Here is a 16,313-nt window from a genome sequence, read left to right on the forward strand (position 1 = left end):
TCGCCAGACCTCCCTTGCCTCGGGAGAAGTGAATCAGCCGATGACGCGCCCCTCAAGTGGAGTTTTTCAACACAATCAGCCCGGAGCGGACTCTGCCGACATTCCAAGTTCTGCTCGCCTGTTTCGTCGCAAGAGACATTGCTCTGTCAATGATCCTGCGCAACGACAGCCGGTATGTCGCACGAATAGCGTTGAGGACTCGCGAGTAGCGAAATTCTCAGGGAGGGGGAAATGAACAATTGCAGAATTGCCACCGGAGTAGTCGCAGCTCTCTTGATCGCAGGACCGGCGTTCACACAGGAGCACGATGAAAGCTATCATGCAGATTACATCTTCGGCGCGCCCCTAGAACCCACCGAGGCATGGATCATCACACGGGGCGGTCGGCTCTATGACAACTGGTATGCCACACAGGATATGGATGCACCTGAAGGTACTCATCCCGCCTGGCCCTCCTCTAACAGCCGCACGGGTGCAACAACTTGGCGATGCAAATCCTGCCACGGTTGGGATTATCGTGGAGCCGATGGCAAGTACGGAAGCGGCTCCTATGAGACCGGTATTGCTGGGGTGATGGGATATTCTGGCGATCCGGCGGCCCTAGAGTCCGTGCTCCGCGAACATGGCTACAGCGAAGCCATGATCCCGTCAGAGCAGTCCCAGTATATTGCGGCCTTCCTGTCCCGCGGATTGGACGACATGAATGCTGTAATTGATTTCGATACTGGCGAGGTGTCAGGCGACACTGGACATGGTGCGGCTATCTTTCAGACGAACTGTGCAGCCTGTCACGGCTTCGATGGCCGTGCACTTGATTGGGGTGATGCTGACGAGCCCGGCTATGTCGGAACCGAAGCAAACGCGAACCCATGGGAGGTGTTGCACAAGATCCGCAACGGCCATCCAGGCGTCGAAATGATCTCTCTAAGGGCCTTTGATCTGCAGGATGCAGTCGACGTCCTGGCCTATACGCGGACTTTACCGGAGAAGTAACACAGCCTGCTCGCTAGTAGCAGCTACGTTCATTTTCGGGGAACGCCAGGTTCGCGGTGTTCCCCGAAGTGGTCTGAGATTGAGATGAACGTCAACTTAGTCCGCAAACGGTCGTTGCTGCTGCTTCAATCAAGGTCCGGTTCAAGAGTAAGCCGTCGTAGAGGCATCAAATCGGACCTTGCTGCAACGAAGGCTGTCCGCGATCGATGGCTTGACCGGGGTCAAAGTATTCGCTGATCATAAACTTTAGCGCTGACGAACAGGCTCGGAAAGACCACCCTTATGAAGTATTGGTTGCTATTGGTTCCGCTCTTTTTGATGGGAACCACTGTAGAAACGACTAACGCAGGAAGAACGCTCTACGTGCAAAACTGCGCTGCGTGTCATGGTGTTGATGGGAGGGGTGATGGGCCTAAAGGTGTAGGTTTGAACACCCCACCCGCGGATTTGACGAAGATTGCGGCCCGGCGCGATGGGATGTGGCCCGCCTTAGAGATCATGGATATCCTGAGTGGGTACTCCCGCAATATCCTGCCGCGCGAGGATATGCCGGTTGTGGTCAACATTTTAGACAATGAAATGAGTGAGTTTGATCCGGGCAACGGCGAGCCGATCCTCATGCCTACCAAGCTGATCGCGGTCGCGCATTACCTTGAATCACTTCAGGATCCTGCGCCGACATCTTATCTTCCCTGAAAGAACATGTAGCTGAGTTGATGGGTACATATTCGATTTGGCCGAAGCCGTTCCCTTATTTCATACTTTTGCTTCGTCGACTTAGCAGTGCCAAAACAGCCTAAGTAGCAGTGCAGGAAATCGCGGCTACGTCCCGCACCTTAGACATCGAGCACAATCTGCAGAACGGCCGCTCTCGGCAAAAGCTGACGTTCCCACCGAAAACCTCGTCTCGACGGGCCCGGATGACCGGTGTGTGCGGGATATTCTCCGTGAAGTGGTAATCGGCGCGCGATGACATCGTGGACGCCCGTCGGTGACTTCAAATGCTTTCGACGATCCCGATTCTGATCAAGCGCGAGTTTTGATCAGACTTGATCCATCTCATTGCGTTACCGGTGACAGGGGCACTGAATCCGGACAACGTTGGTTGAACACAGGGAGACTGATCATGTCGAGGTTTACTGCGATTACCTTGGTTGCATCTGCTTTATCAATGGGTGCATGCGATGGGGTCGACTCAGATCTGGAGCGTGCAGTCGTTGGTGGAGCAATAGGGTGTGCCGCCGGGGAAGTTCTGGCTGACGGCCGCTGTGTCGAGGGCGCAGTCGTCGGTGCTGGCGTAGGTGTCCTTACCAACTAGTGACTGAACGACGGCAGTACAGTTCGCAGAGCCATCTTTCAGGGGTGACCCTGCGAGTAACCGCCTCGAGCACGGACATCAGCGGACTAGCGTGCCATCTCTTAGCGCTGGACCGATTAGAGCATCGATAGAGGTGCGGGAGAAAAGGCAGGTTCTTTTATGCGAAGTAATGCGCGAGCCGGCGGATCTACAAGCGGAAGAACTTGCAAAGACTATAGAATGCCGTGATCTACCGCGAGATGCGCTACACGTCGGCAGATAGTGGTCAAGAGGGTCGATGTTGCAGGAGCCGTCACGGCAAAGGGTGTCCCGCGAGACAGTGTTTCCTGCGGAGATGACTGAAATCGAATTGTCGGATTTCTCGCGGGATCTCTATGCCGTTCATTGCCAGATCTTTTCAGGGGTTTCCTTCAAGAGTTTCTCTTCCCATGTCCTTCAGCCACCGGCAGAGCACACACAGATCCAAATTTACCGTGACGGAACTGGCGATCTGATTGGCTATTGCGCCTTTCATCGTTTTGTGCGGGATCTGGATGGTGACCGGGTAATTGTGTTGAGAGCGGAGGCGGGGTTGCTACCCCAATATCGTGGAAAGGCCATCGCTCATTGGTTTGGTATGTTGGGGGCGCTGAGGGAGAAACTGAGGCATCCATTTACCCGTGTAATTTACCTTTGCACCCTGGTTCATCCATCGAGCTATCGTTTCTTCTGCAAATATTTCCCGACCGTCTTTCCACGTCGTGGCAAAGAAATGTCGCCAGAGGCCAATGAAATCGCGGTAGCCCTAGCTGAGAGCTTTGAAGATCCGGCAGTCGATCCGAGTAAGCCGCTGGTTCGGGATGTGGGCTGGGTCACCAAGAAAACCCTGGAGCACCCGGCCTTCCTCTCTGATGAAGGGATTAATGATGTCCATTATTTTGAATTATTGAATCCCGATTACAGACGGGGACATGGCCTCGTGGTTCTGGTGCCTGTAACAATCGGCAATGTTGGTCAAGCGATCCTGAAGCGGACCTCAGAGACACTATCGGGCTGGATTCGCAGGCGGCCTTCTCCTTTGTGAGTGGAGGTTGGAGCCGTCCCTTAAGAAGCTCAGCAAACGCCTTACTCTCAGTTTCCGCAAAGTCCGCACCTCGGCCGTTGAGGCGATTTCAGCGAACGTCCGCCGTCCACGGAAGCGGTCGTTCGCGTTTATCCGTCAGAACATTGATATCCCGGTGATCGCGGGAACCTTTCTGAACGTATTTTGGTCAATGATTGCCACGGCGCCTGCGACGGCGTTTGCCAGGTCGTCGTGCGCGCCAGGTGGGTGATCGATGATGTCACGCCCGGATCTGCCGGTGCGCCGCTCGAGGCCTATCAGTTGCCGGGCCAGCTTCTGATCGGGTGGGAGTTCCACGCGGCCGGAACTTAAGGCGCTGAGAAGCTCTCCATAGAGAGCACTGCGATCCTGATCGCTGACATCGTAGCTGATGCCATGGCGCCCGAACTCATCGCGCGGCCATCGTCCCGCGTATCGATCTCCGGTTACGCGACGTATTCCGTAGCTTTGAAGGATCCTGGCGTATTCCTCTACGATACGGGCGGGGCTGCCATTCCGGCCGAAGACCGCGTCCACCACCACGCGACTCCCATCCCGGCGACGACCCTCCGGGTACGCGATACAGAGCGTGAACTCATCCTGGCCACCGCCTGCGGGATCTACGAACGCCCCATAAATCGCTCCAGAAGTGCGCGGTAGGACGAGGGGCTTCGGGCGCCTGGCATCCTCGATCAGCCCGGGATCGATGAGGCTGCTGATATCGGCACGGAACTGGGCCAGGTATTCGGCGGCAGCCCTGGCTGGATCTTCTGCCATAGCGTCGTCGATGACACGATCCAGAAGGGTTGGGTTCATCGTTTGTGACGGGGCCTGCGCCACGAGCACCCGGCTGTCCCGCCCGAAGTGGCCCTGATAGGTGATCCACAGTGCTCCCCGCTTTGCGTAGGGCGAAGACAGCGCGATCAACTTGCCTCCTAGCGTGGCAAGGGCCGGTCTGAGAGCAGCTATCACCTCAACGTCAGGTGAGACGCCTTCCGTCATCCAGAAGGCAATTTCGTCGGCAATGACTGCGGCCAATGTATACCCGCGCACAGACTTGAAGGACGCCGTGGCAACCTCAATGGCGCAGCGGTTGTCCAACTCCAGCCCGTTTGCAGTTTCCCTGAGAACGGGGGGCTTCAGCATGGGGTGTTCAAACAGCCCCCGGACATATCGCAGCAAAGTGCGGGCCTGCATCCGGTCGCCCGCAATGAGCATTACCGTCGCCCACTCGCCCGGAGACAGCTTGTCCCGGTGGTCACGGAACGCGGCCTCATACACTGCTACAAGCGCCGCCACATGGCTCTTTCCGCCCCGACGGCCCACGGCTAGCCAAAGCTCGTCATGCGCCTCTGCGGGCGTCTCTGTGCGCCCGGTGATGGCCTTGAATGTATCCGTCTGGTCGTCGGTCAGGGGCAGCCCGTAGAAGCCCGCCAAGAGCGCACGCCATGCCGCGAAGCTGTCACCCCCCGAAGGTGTCGCCGAATAGCTTCTCGTCAGTCATGGCCTGGACGATATTCACGCCGTCACCCTCTCGCGATAGGGCACGAAGCAGGCGCTCTTCGTGTCGTCCTCGCGGACAGTCAGCCCCGCCCACTTGCCAACGGGGCGCGTTCGGAAGACAACCCGGCCCCCTCGGCGCACCTCTAGAGAGTGCGACGGCGCTGCGATTTTTTGGGCAATAAGCATTCTGGCTACCTCTGTCTCTGGAGAGGCGCAGAAGCCGCACAGCACCTCACCGCGCCCCTCTGTGACGCGATAATGGTACTGCGGTCGGACGTAGGGTTTGCCGCGCTCGTCGCTATAGCGGGTGGGCTCTTCGCCGAGGTGAAGGATGAAGTCAGTCACTTGCCCCGCTCTTGAATGTACTCTTCGAGCGAGATGATTTCCTTTGCCACGCGCTCTAGGCCCAGGTCGTGCAACAGGCGGCGGAGGGCATTCGATATCGTGGCGTATTCGGCGGCGTTGAATTCCTCCCCGTTCGCCAGTTCGGTTTCCCGGGCCTCGGCCCAGACTGCGAGCGTAGCGGCGCGGGCCACTAGCTGGCGCTGAGCTTCCGTAAGGTCGCCGCCAAGGTCTGCCTCGACACCGCAGACGATTTCGCGAAACCGGCGGGCTATCAGGCTGCGCCCGTCCACTCCCTCTAAAACAACCTCGCCGTTGCCGCGCTTTGTTCTGAAGGCAGCCTTTGGTAAGTCCTTGGCCACTGTTTATGCCTGCTTTCTTACCCGCTCGATACCCGGATAGCATAATTTGCACCGCAAATATACGTAAGACACTGTTTTTAAACGTTATTGAAATTGAGGCGTTTTGATTAGATATCAAAATACCGTCCGAATACGGTGATAAGAGGGAAGAAAAAGCCGCCCAAGTAACGAACGGCTCTGAAAGCCCCTACCGCCTCAAATTGGCAAAAGCCCGTAAGGGCGAAGAAAATGCCATTGCAGGTTGGCTGGAATATGGCGCTGCGCTGAATGAGGGGGCGGCGAAATTCACCGATGAAAACGGTGTTCAGAATGACAGGGCGTTTGGAGAGTGGATCTCTGACAACTTGTCAGAGATGGCCAACGAGCACGAGCAGGTTGCCGCCATGTGGGCCGCTGCATATCCTGACGAGCTTGCCCAACTACTTGTCCGGCTTCGGCAAGTGTGGGGGATGACGTGGGTTTTTCGGAAACCCGCGTTGCGGCTCCTAGGTTGACGCCTACCGCCTCTTTCTGCGCCGCCATTATCTCGGAGACACGTGGATTGAATTGTCCGGTTTGTCCGGTGTCCACCCCTCCTAGGGGGAGGGGGTGGACGGACAACGGAAGGCGTCCGGTTTTTGTCCGGTCCGCAGATTCCCCTAAGCCAATGAAAAGGCGGGTTCTTCGCGCAATCTGTCCGGTCGTGTCCGGTCTTTGTCCGTCCACCGGACAGCCGATTGCTTGTCCGGTCGTTTAAGAAGCAACGGGGGACATCATGTCGAATACACATAAAGGCCAGTGCTTTTGCGGAGCCGTCGAAATCGAAGTGACGGGCGAACCGGCCGGAATGGGTTATTGCCACTGCGAAAGCTGCCGGTCGTGGTCGGCCGGCCCGGTTAATGCATTCACTCTCTGGGACCCGGATAAAGTCAAAGTGGTGAAGGGCGAAGAACATGTCAGGCAATACAACAAGACCGAAAACAGCGACCGGAAATGGTGCGAGAAGTGCGGAGGACACCTTATGGCAGGACATCCGGGCCTTGGCCTCACGGATGTATACGCCGCGATGATCCCGAGCCTAGAGTTCAAGCCGGGTATCCACGTGAACTATGCCGAGACTGTCCTGCCAATGAAGGACGGGCTACCAAAAATGAAGGACTTTCCGTCTGAGTTCGGAGGGTCCGAAGAAACAGTTCCGGAATAGCTCGCCCTGCAAACCATGTGCCAGCCGCCACACGTGACGTCATCTCAGCGGGTGGCGGCTTCACTCATGTAACGGTGTGCAAGGGCACTGTATCAACCCGGATTGCGAGCGGTTATCACCCAGGAAGAGGTCGGCACCCAGATGCCGGTTTCGTTCCGCTCGTGACTTTCGAAAAACGCCCTCATATCCGCCTCGATCTCCGGCCGCTTGGCTTCCGCAAGTTCTTCCCCGGCCTCGCGGAACACCTCGCCCGCCGGGCCTATGGCCAGGGCGAAGGCAACGCACTCCTCGGGTGTTGTGCCGACCATGATCTTTTCGTCGACGCGCGTGAAACTCACGTCCTCGTAGCCCGCGCTCTTCATCATCGCGCCCACTGTTTCCTGGTTGCCCATGGAGAAGGGTCCGGGTCCGCAGGTATCGGCATCATCGCCCGGAGGCGGCAGGTGCTTCAGGGCAATGTCCTTCGCAGCCTGCCAGGCTGGGTTATCTTCCCGACGGCGCCAGACGATGTGCGTCATTTGCCCGCCGGGCTTCAGTGCCTGGCGCATGCGCCGCAAGGCCGCGACCGGGTTTGTGAAGAACATCGTGCCGAACCGGGCGACCACGTAGTCGAACTCGCTTTCCGGCAGCGCAACCTCGGCGTCGCCTCTCCGGAATTCCACATTGGTGATGCCTTGCGATGCCGCGTCCTTACGTGCCTCCTCAAGAAAGGCGTCCACACAGTCAATTCCGACAACACGCCCCTCGTCGCCGACCATCTCGGCCACCTGCAGTGACATGTCGCCCCAACCGCATCCGACATCGAGCACGGCCATTCCCTTCTTGATAGGAAGGTTCGGGATTATCGCCTCCGAGTGACGCGACAAGCCGCCCTGAAGAATATGACGGTACTTGGTGAACTTCGGCTCAAGAACCTCGTTCCAGAAGCGAACGAATTGTGTGTCTTCCGACTTGTCGAGTGCCATGATGATTCTCCCCTTTTGACCAACGCTAACATGAATTGATGGACATGCCCGATACAGCGGTCAGCCGGGAAAGATCGACGGTGTGCAACCTTTAATCGGGAAATCCTTCCGATCAGGGATGGTCGGGCCCCTACGAAGGGACGGTGCAGCACAGCTTATCCTATCGCCTTGCGGCGAACGACTGCTCAGTCCGCTTGTTGGACATCGAGTTCGTTCTGGCGAAGGTCCGCTTTCCGAAGGAGCGGACGCTCCCACCCGAAACCGCGCATCTGCAGCCTTCGATGACCAGTTAGCGTGGGGAAGCGGTCACCTGACAGAATTACTAAGATGACCGGGAAGAGCCCAAAGTGGCCGCCTACCGAATGCCACTTTGGCGAACAATTTTGCACTTCGCCCCAGCTTAGGGTTCTTGATGTGAGTCAACGTCTTTCCGCCCTGCCTATTCTATCTCCCCCCCAGCGCATAGGAGATGGTCAGTGATGAAGAAGCTACTTCAAACGGCGCTAATCGCTTTGATGCTTTCACCCGTTGGCAGTTGGGCGCAGGATTTCGATGAAGGATGGGAAGCATATGAAGGTGGCGACTATGCAACGGCTTTTGAGCAATGGCTGCCATTGGCGGAAGAAGGCGATTCAGCCGCGCAATACAATCTAGGTATCTTATATCGCGATGGTTACGGTATCCCAAAAGACAGTGCTGAGGCCGCCAAATGGTTTCGAATGGCGGCGGAACAGGGCATCGCAGCTGCGCAATACAACCTAGGTGTCCTGTACGAGCGTGGAGACGGCATGCCGCAGAACTATGCCGAAGCCGTCAGATGGTTTCGTATGGCTGCAGAAAAGGGCGAGCCAGATGCGCAGTTCAACCTAGGCGTTATGTATGCCCGCGGTAGAGGGGTGTCGCAGGACCACGCCGAAGCTGTCAGTTGGTATCGTAAGGCAGCCGAAGAAGGCCACGCGTACGCGCAAAATAATCTTGGCCAAATGTATGAGAATGGAGACGGCGTACCAACAGATGAGGTCGAGGCCGTTAGGTGGTATCAGAGGGCTGCGAAACTGGGCGACCCAGCGGCACAATTCAATCTCGGCGTTATGCTTGCAGCGGGCAGAGGAGTGCCGCAGGACGACGCTGAAGCCGTGAAATGGTATCGAATGGCAGCAATACAAGGCCTTGCTGAAGCGCAACTCCAACTAGGGAATGCATTTAGGTATGGTAAGGGTGCGCCGCAAAATGATGCCGAAGCTGCCAGTTGGTATCTTAGAGCTGCGGAACAGGGCGATCCAGAGGCGCAATTCGCTCTGGCTTTTATGCACGCTATCGGCACAGGGGTGCCGCAGGACGACGTCGAAGCCGTGAAATGGTATCGGAAGGCAGCGGAACAGGGCAACGCAGGAGCGCAATTCGATCTTGGTATTATGTATGCGATAGGCAGAGGAGTGCCGCAGGACGACGTCGAAGCCGTGAAATGGTATCGGAAGGCTGCGGAACAGGGCAACGCAGAAGCGCAATTCAATCTAGGTGTTATGTATGCCATGAGCAGGGGCGTGCCGAAAAATTATGCTGCGGCGTTTATGTGGTGGACCATTGCTGCATCCGAAGGAGTGGAAAACGCCGCTGAATATCGAGATAGCGTTGCAGAGTATATGACTGCTGAGGACCTTTCGAAGGCGCAGGCAATGGTCCGTGAATGCTTGGCTAATATCTATGAAGGATGCTGAGCCAACATTCTGAAAGTCTCTCGTAGCGATGCGCCTAACGGCGGCATTGTCCGCACATCGGACATCGAGCATGTTCTGACATAGGTCCGCACTTGGCAGAAGCAGACAATGCCGGGTGAAACTGCGTCTCGATGGCTGCGAATGGCCGGTTAACACGGAAAAGCAGTCAACTGAGTCAAGCGGTCAGATGTCTCAGTAGAGCCCAGAGCAGACCCCTCTCGTCACCGCTGAAAAAGCTATTCAGTCAAGGATAGAGCCAAGAATGATAGAAGTCGGCGCATGATAAAGCCCTGCCTCTAGACGAAGAGACAGGGCCAACAAAAAAACTCGAATGATGATTACTCTGTGAGACCTTTCGGGTCTGCAGGCGATACGGGTGCTCCGTTGGAGCTAGTAAGCGCACTGCCAACATTGCCCCATCCACCTTTCGGGAAGTCGGAACCTTCTTTGCCAAGAGTCCGGGCAACGCTCGCGCCCGGAAGGCCAAAGTCTCCGACGCCATCTGCGCCGCTTCCAGCGAGAGCCCCCTTCATACTTTGAGCACGATCCTTTGGCGTATGAGCGCCAGCAAAAACGGGGCCCGCGACCAGGGCCGCAACGACGGCCAGAATAGAAATCTTGTTCACTTTGTAGCCTCCACAAGCTTGTTTGTAGGGAGGGATACGCGTGGGATCGTCAGCTAGATTGAATTTCAAACGGAAACAGTTTGTTTCTGTTTTCACTACTGCATCGGCAGGTGGAACCGTAGCTTCGTCCGTAATGCAAGTGTTCAGCCGAAATGATCGTTAGCTGCCTGGAGTCCAACTAAGTGCCTTCCACGTCAAAGGCAGCTGGTCCTGCGGCACCCAGTCAGCGCTCAATCCAAAGCACACCGGTATCTAGATGCCACTCCCAGCTATGAAGAAGAGGTACGAAGAGTGATCCGGATAGAGCTGACGAGCGTAGAACGTCCCATGAACTCAGAGGCGGCCGGCGGTCGCCCTTTGTTTGAATCGAAATAAACCGAAAGGAAACCAAATGAACCGCCGCTTTGCCCTTAAAGCAACTGCGCTTGCCGCAGTTGCCGCGTTTGCCGCCGCTTGTGCCCCGATGGATGATGGTGACGATATCGTCGACATCGCATCGTCGAACCCTGACTTCTCGACGCTGGTCGCCGCTGTTTCGGCAGCGGGCCTTGTCGACACTCTGAAGAGCGACGGACCTTTCACAGTCTTCGCGCCGACAAATGCAGCATTCGAAAAACTGCCCGCTGGCACAGTCGAGACGCTTCTGAAGCCAGAGAACAAAGATCAACTTGTCTCGATCCTTACCTACCATGTAGTTCCGGCTGCTGTGACCTCCGACCAGCTAGCCGGAAAGCGTCTGTCGGTCACGACTGTCGAAGGGTCGAAAGTGCATGTCGACGGCACCGATGGTGTAACCGTTGATGGTGCTACGGTTACCGCCGCGGACATCATTGCAACGAATGGCGTGATCCATGTGATCGACAGCGTCATCCTGCCTTAAAGAGATTAGCCAGACATCAAGGGGGCTCCTCGTGTCGAACAGGGGCCCCCTTTATGAACAAATAGTCTCATAGCTGGAAATCGCAGGACTAACTTGCAGAGCTGAATGCACACTTCGTCCGCTTCTCGGTCATCAAGCGTTTTCCGGCGAAGGTCCGCTGTCGGTGAAAGCGGAAGTTCCTGCCCGAAACCGCGCATCGATCGCCCTGGACGACCGGTAAGTTTGGGGTAGCAGTCACCTGACAGACTTACTCAGATGACCGGGAAGAGCCCAAGGCAGACCTACACATCAAGCACATAGACAGCCTCTGGCAACCTAGCGTTCGATCCCCATGCCAGTGAGAATTTCTGCGATTTCATCGTAGATGGGCACGTTTCGGCTTCTTGCCCATTGCAGCGGTGTAATCCCGGCATTGTCTTCAGGAGCCAGCTCAACACCCCGTTCCGCGAAATACCTTATGAGCTTGTCATCTCCGACATTCGCAAAAGACTCCATCGAAGTGGAAAAGAAGAACGGCGTGCGACCAGTGGCGTTGGTGGCTTCAATGTCGGCACCTGCGCTGACGAGAAGTTCTACCAGTTCGACCTCGCCCTGAAGGCTTGCGATGAGAAGCGGCGTCATGCCCTCGCCAGGTTCGCGGCTGTCTACCATTACCCCTGCGCTGAGCAGGTTCGCGACGACTTCAGAGTGTCCAGATATAGTTGCAAGATGGATTGCCTGTTTGCCGCTTCGGTCCACCGCATGAGGGTCTGCGCCCTCCTGAAGGAGAAGAAGTACCATTTCCTCGTCCCCAACATCTGCAGCGAGGTGCAGAGCAGTTCTCGCTTCCAGTTCGCTCGGCGCATCTATTTCAGCACCAGCCTCAAGAAGGATACGCACCATTTCTGGCCTTTCTTCTACGACAGCCACGTGAAGTGGCGCGCCAAGAAAGAAATCTGTTTCATTTACATCTTGAGAGGCAGCCACGGCCTCAAGGACTGCGGCCTTATTGCCGGTCCGCACTGCGTCATGGAGCGGGCCGGCAATCACCGGATTGATCGGGCTTGCGACACATAGGGCAAGCAAGATCGGCAAACGCGTAAGAACAGGAAGCTTGCTCATTCTTACCTCCCCGGAGAAGCGCATCCCGTAGGTCGAGCCCGTTGGCCTTGGCTAAAACATACCGGAGCCTCGCACTTTGGGTCAAACGCCAGCTTTTTCAGTCGCCCGCAAGAAACCCCGGGGCGCACGCGAACAAGAGCACCGATGTTCACGATGGTATGTTTGGGATAGCATCGCCCCACGCCAAAGAAAGGTTTCCGTATGGACGAAGTTTTCGGCTGCCTGGTTGATCAACATTTGAAGTCTCACGAAAGTCTGCGAGAGCTTCAGGCCATGCCGTCCCATTGGGTGAACAACAAAGTCATTGATCACATCGACGATCTGGCAAAGCGATTTATCGCGGCAACTTCTCTCGTGACACTGTCCTCCGCGCGAAATGACGGGCTTCTGGACATGACCCCACGCGGCGATCCGGCGGGCTTCGTGAAGGTGATCAATAGAAAACTCATCGCCATTCCTGACCGGCCCGGAAATCAGCGGATGGATACGTTCGAGAACCTCTTTAGAAATCAGAACGTCGGGGCGATTTTCATGATCCCAGGGCATAGGGATACGCTGCGCCTGAGTGGCAAGGGAGCCGTTGTTCGCGACGCAAAGCTGGGCGAGCAACTGGCCATAAACGGGCGACCGGCTGAGCTGGTCCTGCTCGTGCATGTCGAGCGCGTTCTGTGTCATTGTTCTAAAGCGTTCATTCGCGGAAGGGTTTGGGATCAGGATCACTGGCCTGATACGTCGGATGTTCCTTCTCTTGCGGAAATGATGAAGGTTCATGGTGCGATGCCGGAAACACTCCCGGAAGTCGAGGACGGCGTAGCGGACGATAGAGAGAACAACCTCTATTAGGCCGGTCGCAGAGACACCGAGCAGAAACTCAGATCGCGGAATTGTTGATCGGCCGTTAAGTCCGCGGAGCAGTTGTTCATGTCGTGTGCGGCGATCGGTTGGATCGGCAGCCCAGATCGGACCTTTTCGTCCCAGTCTTCATAATGATCGATGGAAAGTGATAATGTCACGCCGACGTGATGGGCGAGGGAGGTAAACAATGTCCGACGAGGAAGCTATCAGAAGCCTCATTGCCGAGCACTTTGAGCCGATGAGATGGGGTGAAGGGAAAGAGCCCGGTTGGGAAGACTTCCGCAAGGACTTCCTTGAAGATGCTTTACTATGCGGTGCGGTACGACCGGCTCAGCTCCGATCCGTCGGTGGCTTCATCGAGCGCATGGAGACGGTGGCCAGGAAGAACCTTGGCAGCTTCGAAGAGCATACGCGGGGTATGAAAATACTCCGCTTCGGAAATATCGCGGTTGTCCTCGCATTGTCAGAGCTGCTGGAGGACGGTTCAGACGTTAGCCATGACATCAGCGGGTATCTTCTTGTCAAATCTGATGGCCGCTGGTCGATCATGGCCCATGCGTGGGATCAGGCGAGCGAAGATGACCCGGTTCCAGAGGAGCTGCGCCTATAGCCAACCTGAAAGGACGGTATCGCGCAAAGCGCCTGTGCCTCCTTCGTCGAAGCACCGTTCAGATATAGGGCGACCGCTGAGGACGCAGCGTGAGTTCTGTTACGCAGGTCGTGTTTGGAAGCGCTATCGCAGTCGAGATCATAGTCGAGATGTCATCAAGCTGGATCATGCGGGTTCGGTCTTTGTTGGAGTCTTGGACCGACGCCGTATTCACAAAGCCCGGATGCACCAAGGTCACCCTGACGCCGTCCTCTCGTACATCCTCAAACAATGCCTTGGCGAAACCAGCCTGTGCATGCCGCAGAGCACAATGAATTGCATGGTTCTTCCACCCGAGCCATGATGTCGGCCCGCAAATGTAGACAAACGCTCCCTCTGTATCCCGTATTGCAGGAAGGACGTTTGCCGTCAGTCGGATCGTGGCTCTCAGAACCTGGTCAATCGAAAGGTCCCAATCGGCAAACCGGTCCGTTGACACCGTGCCATAAGTGAACTTGGCAGCGCAGTGGATCAGGGCGTCGAGTCTCCCGTGACTTGTTGCCCACTCTGCCAGAGCGGCCAAAGCGTCCATGTCTCCGATCTCGGCAGTGAAGAAATCGCAGGTCCCGCCTGCCGCAGCGACCAAATCTTGCGTTTCCTGAAGCGCGTCCTCGCGGCGTCCGTGTGCCAGAATGTGCCAACCCTCGCGGCCAAGTCTTACGGCCGCTCCGCGACCTATCCCACTTGAGGCGCCGGTAATCAGCGCTGTCTTCACCATGTGCCTTCCCCCCTTTGCATCGTGGGAGGTTACCACAAATCCGCGGGCGCCCAGGGCAACTGATTGTCACCATACAGCTGTCATATCATCTCTTTGGTCAGAAAGCTGTGACTAGCCTGTAGTGAAATTCATCACTGCCTGTCCTTTGCAGAATTATAGGCTCTTTCCGCCTGGTCGGGGCTTACACTGTCGTGCAGTGGTATGGTGCCTGCCAGCTCGAACCAGTTTGGCCGCTGCGCGTACCAGACAACTTCCGTTGGGGGAAACATGTCCGGATCATCCAACGACGCCGCCGAGACATAAAGAAGTGGATCGCTTACATCGAACTTCGGATCGCGTCCGTAAGTCAAAGACGAGCCGCAAGTGTCGCAGTATCCTCGAAGCACGCCGGTCGAAGTCTCTTTTTGTGCAGGCTGTTCCTGCAGGAACTCGACGTTTGAAACCGGGAAGCCCACCCACGTCACATAAGGTGTACCGGTCGCCTTGGCGCAATCTCGGCAGCAGCACCCGGCCGTCCATGTCGGACTACCGCTGACCTTGTAACGAACCTTTCCACAGGCACACCCGCCAAATTGTTCACTCTGTTCCATTCCCTCCGTCCTCTCTGCATATTGGAAGAATAACGATGAGAGCCTCGACAAGACAGGGCTTGATAGCCTCAGTTCCGGACTGTCTGTGGCAACCCAGCGAAGTCCGCTCCGTCCGCGATCCGGACATCGAGGCCAATCTGGCGAAGGTCAGCTAATGCGAGAAGCGGCCATTCGCGTCGTAAAGTCTGGATACTTCGTCTAGAATGACGGACGACCGCCGCCGTCCGCCAGAGTCTTAAATGTCGATCTTCTCGGCAATGCTCAAAGCGTCGTCGAGTTCGACGCCAAGATATTTGACTGTGCTGTCCACCTTGGTGTGCCCCAGAAGGAGCTGGACCGCCCGAAGATTGCCGGTCTTTCGATAGATCAGCGCGGCCTTGGTCCGGCGCAGAGAATGGGTGCCATATCCGCTCGGTTCCAGGCCGATCGCTGACACCCAGTCGCGGACGAGACGCGCATACTGCCTGGTCGAAAGGTGGGACGAACCGTGGAATCGGCTCGGAAAGAGGAACACGCGACCAAGCATTGCGGGGGATGCGACCCAATCAAGAACCGTCCTTCGCGTATTCTCGGACACCTCAAACTGAACTGGTCTGCCAGTTTTGCTCTGAATGACCGACACACGGCCGCGGACTGCGCCGGCAACGACGAGATCGACCACCTTGAGCCGGACCAAGTCGCAGCCACGCAATTTGCTATCGATTGCCAGGTTGAACAGAGACAGGTCGCGCAGGTTGTCAGCGAGTTCGAGCCGTGCACGAATGGCCCAAACTTGCCGAGGAAGCAGCGGGCGTTTCTGACCTACCAATCGGCCCTTATTCCATGGTGGGCGAGATGGCCTGAGGACTGGAAGTTGGATAACTGACATGACGAAGTCTCCATCCAGCCCTCCCTCGCCAAGCCATCGGCACCGTGCCGACCTGCGAACTTTAATGCCCGCACTTTCGTTGAAAGCACCTACGCGCTTGGCCCGACGGGCCCAAACATCCAACGACCGCTTTCGCCGACACTGGACACACACGAAAATTGAGGCAATGACCGGTGAGCGGACACACCGGACACTTGTCAGATGGCAATTCTCCGGGTTTTCTATGTGTCGGGAGACATCTGGGAGAATACCAATGACTGTAGAACGTTCGATCCTCTTAATCGTCGGCCTTATCGTCTTGGGCAGTGCCCTGCTTGCTGCCTTCCATAGCCCAAATTGGCTCTGGCTCACCGGCATAATGGGCGCACATCTCGTTCAGGCATCTTTCACCGGCATCTGTCCCGTGGTCATGACGTTGAAAAAGATGGGACTGCCTACCAAAGCTGGCTTCGCCTGAGTTAGTACCACGTCAGAGTTGCTGAACGTGTCCGGGATCAGCACCTGTGGGACTGATTAAAGGGTTTTCGTAACGGAGGGTTTCTGGCTCATCTGAACCATCAA

The 16,313-nt window shown here is 56.5% G+C and carries 18 protein-coding genes; 10 read left to right on the top strand and 8 right to left on the bottom strand.

Features of this window, described 5'->3' with window-relative positions; genetic code table 11:
* Positions 1-231: 231 nt before the first annotated feature.
* From RXV90_RS25065 to RXV90_RS25075, 3 genes are all read left to right on the top strand, one after another.
* Positions 232-993, top strand: a complete 762-nt coding sequence (locus tag RXV90_RS25065; protein ID WP_316653039.1) for a c-type cytochrome — start codon at positions 232-234, stop codon at positions 991-993.
* 282 nt (positions 994-1,275) lie between these two features.
* Positions 1,276-1,689, top strand: a complete 414-nt coding sequence (locus RXV90_RS25070) for a c-type cytochrome (protein ID WP_316653041.1) — start codon at positions 1,276-1,278, stop codon at positions 1,687-1,689.
* Positions 1,690-2,645: 956 nt separating this feature from the next.
* Entirely contained in the window at positions 2,646-3,374 is a 729-nt protein-coding gene (locus tag RXV90_RS25075) for a hypothetical protein (RefSeq protein WP_316653043.1), read from the top strand.
* A gap of 135 nt (positions 3,375-3,509) precedes the next feature.
* On the opposite strand, the gene RXV90_RS25080 is transcribed toward RXV90_RS25075, so the two are convergent.
* The 3 genes from RXV90_RS25080 to RXV90_RS25090 all read right to left on the bottom strand — a co-directional run bounded on the left by RXV90_RS25080 (position 3,510) and on the right by RXV90_RS25090 (position 5,530).
* The gene (locus tag RXV90_RS25080; RefSeq protein ID WP_316653045.1) at positions 3,510-4,829 is read right to left on the bottom strand and encodes a hypothetical protein; all 1,320 of its coding nucleotides are present in this window, start codon (positions 4,827-4,829) and stop codon (positions 3,510-3,512) included.
* An 81-nt stretch (positions 4,830-4,910) separates the two neighbouring features.
* The gene (locus tag RXV90_RS25085) at positions 4,911-5,240 is read right to left on the bottom strand and encodes a hypothetical protein (RefSeq protein ID WP_316653047.1); all 330 of its coding nucleotides are present in this window, start codon (positions 5,238-5,240) and stop codon (positions 4,911-4,913) included.
* Complete coding sequence (locus RXV90_RS25090) at positions 5,237-5,530, bottom strand: hypothetical protein (protein ID WP_316653049.1); 294 nt, start codon at positions 5,528-5,530, stop codon at positions 5,237-5,239. The genes RXV90_RS25085 and RXV90_RS25090 overlap by 4 nt, the downstream gene beginning before the upstream one ends.
* A 269-nt stretch (positions 5,531-5,799) precedes the next feature.
* Between RXV90_RS25090 and RXV90_RS25095 the strand changes: the two genes are divergently transcribed.
* Entirely contained in the window at positions 5,800-6,093 is a 294-nt protein-coding gene (locus RXV90_RS25095; protein WP_316653051.1) for a hypothetical protein, read from the top strand.
* A 260-nt stretch (positions 6,094-6,353) separates the two neighbouring features.
* Complete coding sequence (locus RXV90_RS25100) at positions 6,354-6,782, top strand: GFA family protein (protein WP_316653052.1); 429 nt, start codon at positions 6,354-6,356, stop codon at positions 6,780-6,782.
* Between the two features lie 92 nt (positions 6,783-6,874).
* Here RXV90_RS25100 and RXV90_RS25105 read toward each other — a convergent pair whose 3' ends face one another.
* Positions 6,875-7,747: a class I SAM-dependent methyltransferase gene (locus RXV90_RS25105; protein ID WP_316653054.1), complete on the bottom strand. Its 873-nt coding sequence runs from the start codon at positions 7,745-7,747 to the stop codon at positions 6,875-6,877.
* A gap of 479 nt (positions 7,748-8,226) precedes the next feature.
* Here RXV90_RS25105 and RXV90_RS25110 point away from each other — a divergent pair, with 479 nt between their 5' ends.
* Together RXV90_RS25110 and RXV90_RS25115 are read left to right on the top strand one after the other, a co-directional pair.
* Entirely contained in the window at positions 8,227-9,465 is a 1,239-nt protein-coding gene (locus tag RXV90_RS25110; protein WP_316653056.1) for a tetratricopeptide repeat protein, read from the top strand.
* Positions 9,466-10,482: 1,017 nt separating this feature from the next.
* Entirely contained in the window at positions 10,483-10,971 is a 489-nt protein-coding gene (locus RXV90_RS25115; protein WP_316650931.1) for a fasciclin domain-containing protein, read from the top strand.
* A 315-nt stretch (positions 10,972-11,286) separates the two neighbouring features.
* Here RXV90_RS25115 and RXV90_RS25120 read toward each other — a convergent pair whose 3' ends face one another.
* Positions 11,287-12,072, bottom strand: a complete 786-nt coding sequence (locus RXV90_RS25120; protein ID WP_316653057.1) for an ankyrin repeat domain-containing protein — start codon at positions 12,070-12,072, stop codon at positions 11,287-11,289.
* Positions 12,073-12,273: 201 nt separating this feature from the next.
* Here RXV90_RS25120 and RXV90_RS25125 point away from each other — a divergent pair, with 201 nt between their 5' ends.
* The gene (locus RXV90_RS25125; RefSeq protein WP_316653059.1) at positions 12,274-12,915 is read left to right on the top strand and encodes an MSMEG_1061 family FMN-dependent PPOX-type flavoprotein; all 642 of its coding nucleotides are present in this window, start codon (positions 12,274-12,276) and stop codon (positions 12,913-12,915) included.
* Between the two features lie 199 nt (positions 12,916-13,114).
* Positions 13,115-13,537, top strand: a complete 423-nt coding sequence (locus RXV90_RS25130; protein WP_316653061.1) for a nuclear transport factor 2 family protein — start codon at positions 13,115-13,117, stop codon at positions 13,535-13,537.
* Positions 13,538-13,595: 58 nt separating this feature from the next.
* On the opposite strand, the gene RXV90_RS25135 is transcribed toward RXV90_RS25130, so the two are convergent.
* From RXV90_RS25135 to RXV90_RS25145, 3 genes are all read right to left on the bottom strand, one after another.
* Complete coding sequence (locus RXV90_RS25135) at positions 13,596-14,294, bottom strand: SDR family oxidoreductase (RefSeq protein WP_316653062.1); 699 nt, start codon at positions 14,292-14,294, stop codon at positions 13,596-13,598.
* A gap of 131 nt (positions 14,295-14,425) precedes the next feature.
* The gene (locus RXV90_RS25140; RefSeq protein WP_316653065.1) at positions 14,426-14,884 is read right to left on the bottom strand and encodes a GFA family protein; all 459 of its coding nucleotides are present in this window, start codon (positions 14,882-14,884) and stop codon (positions 14,426-14,428) included.
* Positions 14,885-15,119: 235 nt separating this feature from the next.
* Entirely contained in the window at positions 15,120-15,752 is a 633-nt protein-coding gene (locus tag RXV90_RS25145; RefSeq protein ID WP_316653067.1) for a tyrosine-type recombinase/integrase, read from the bottom strand.
* A 253-nt stretch (positions 15,753-16,005) separates the two neighbouring features.
* Between RXV90_RS25145 and RXV90_RS25150 the strand changes: the two genes are divergently transcribed.
* A complete protein-coding gene (locus RXV90_RS25150; RefSeq protein ID WP_316653069.1) occupies positions 16,006-16,209 on the top strand; it encodes a YgaP family membrane protein in 204 nt (67 codons plus the stop codon).
* Positions 16,210-16,313 lie beyond the last annotated feature (104 nt).

This window comes from Ovoidimarina sediminis (genome assembly GCF_032586175.1).
Lineage (GTDB): Bacteria > Pseudomonadota > Alphaproteobacteria > Rhodobacterales > Rhodobacteraceae > Ovoidimarina > Ovoidimarina sediminis.

Excerpts from the sequence above, each read along its gene's own strand:
- RXV90_RS25065 (WP_316653039.1), top strand. The coding sequence starts at position 232 with ATGAACAATTGCAGAATTGCCACCGGAGTAGTCGCAGCTCTCTTGATC.
- RXV90_RS25070 (WP_316653041.1), top strand. The coding sequence starts at position 1,276 with ATGAAGTATTGGTTGCTATTGGTTCCGCTCTTTTTGATGGGAACCACT.
- RXV90_RS25075 (WP_316653043.1), top strand. The coding sequence starts at position 2,646 with ATGACTGAAATCGAATTGTCGGATTTCTCGCGGGATCTCTATGCCGTT.
- RXV90_RS25100 (WP_316653052.1), top strand. The coding sequence starts at position 6,354 with ATGTCGAATACACATAAAGGCCAGTGCTTTTGCGGAGCCGTCGAAATC.
- RXV90_RS25105 (WP_316653054.1), bottom strand. The coding sequence starts at position 7,747 with ATGGCACTCGACAAGTCGGAAGACACACAATTCGTTCGCTTCTGGAAC.
- RXV90_RS25110 (WP_316653056.1), top strand. The coding sequence starts at position 8,227 with ATGAAGAAGCTACTTCAAACGGCGCTAATCGCTTTGATGCTTTCACCC.
- RXV90_RS25115 (WP_316650931.1), top strand. The coding sequence starts at position 10,483 with ATGAACCGCCGCTTTGCCCTTAAAGCAACTGCGCTTGCCGCAGTTGCC.
- RXV90_RS25120 (WP_316653057.1), bottom strand. The coding sequence starts at position 12,072 with ATGAGCAAGCTTCCTGTTCTTACGCGTTTGCCGATCTTGCTTGCCCTA.
- RXV90_RS25125 (WP_316653059.1), top strand. The coding sequence starts at position 12,274 with ATGGACGAAGTTTTCGGCTGCCTGGTTGATCAACATTTGAAGTCTCAC.
- RXV90_RS25130 (WP_316653061.1), top strand. The coding sequence starts at position 13,115 with ATGTCCGACGAGGAAGCTATCAGAAGCCTCATTGCCGAGCACTTTGAG.
- RXV90_RS25135 (WP_316653062.1), bottom strand. The coding sequence starts at position 14,294 with ATGGTGAAGACAGCGCTGATTACCGGCGCCTCAAGTGGGATAGGTCGC.
- RXV90_RS25140 (WP_316653065.1), bottom strand. The coding sequence starts at position 14,884 with ATGGAACAGAGTGAACAATTTGGCGGGTGTGCCTGTGGAAAGGTTCGT.
- RXV90_RS25145 (WP_316653067.1), bottom strand. The coding sequence starts at position 15,752 with ATGTCAGTTATCCAACTTCCAGTCCTCAGGCCATCTCGCCCACCATGG.
- RXV90_RS25150 (WP_316653069.1), top strand. The coding sequence starts at position 16,006 with ATGACTGTAGAACGTTCGATCCTCTTAATCGTCGGCCTTATCGTCTTG.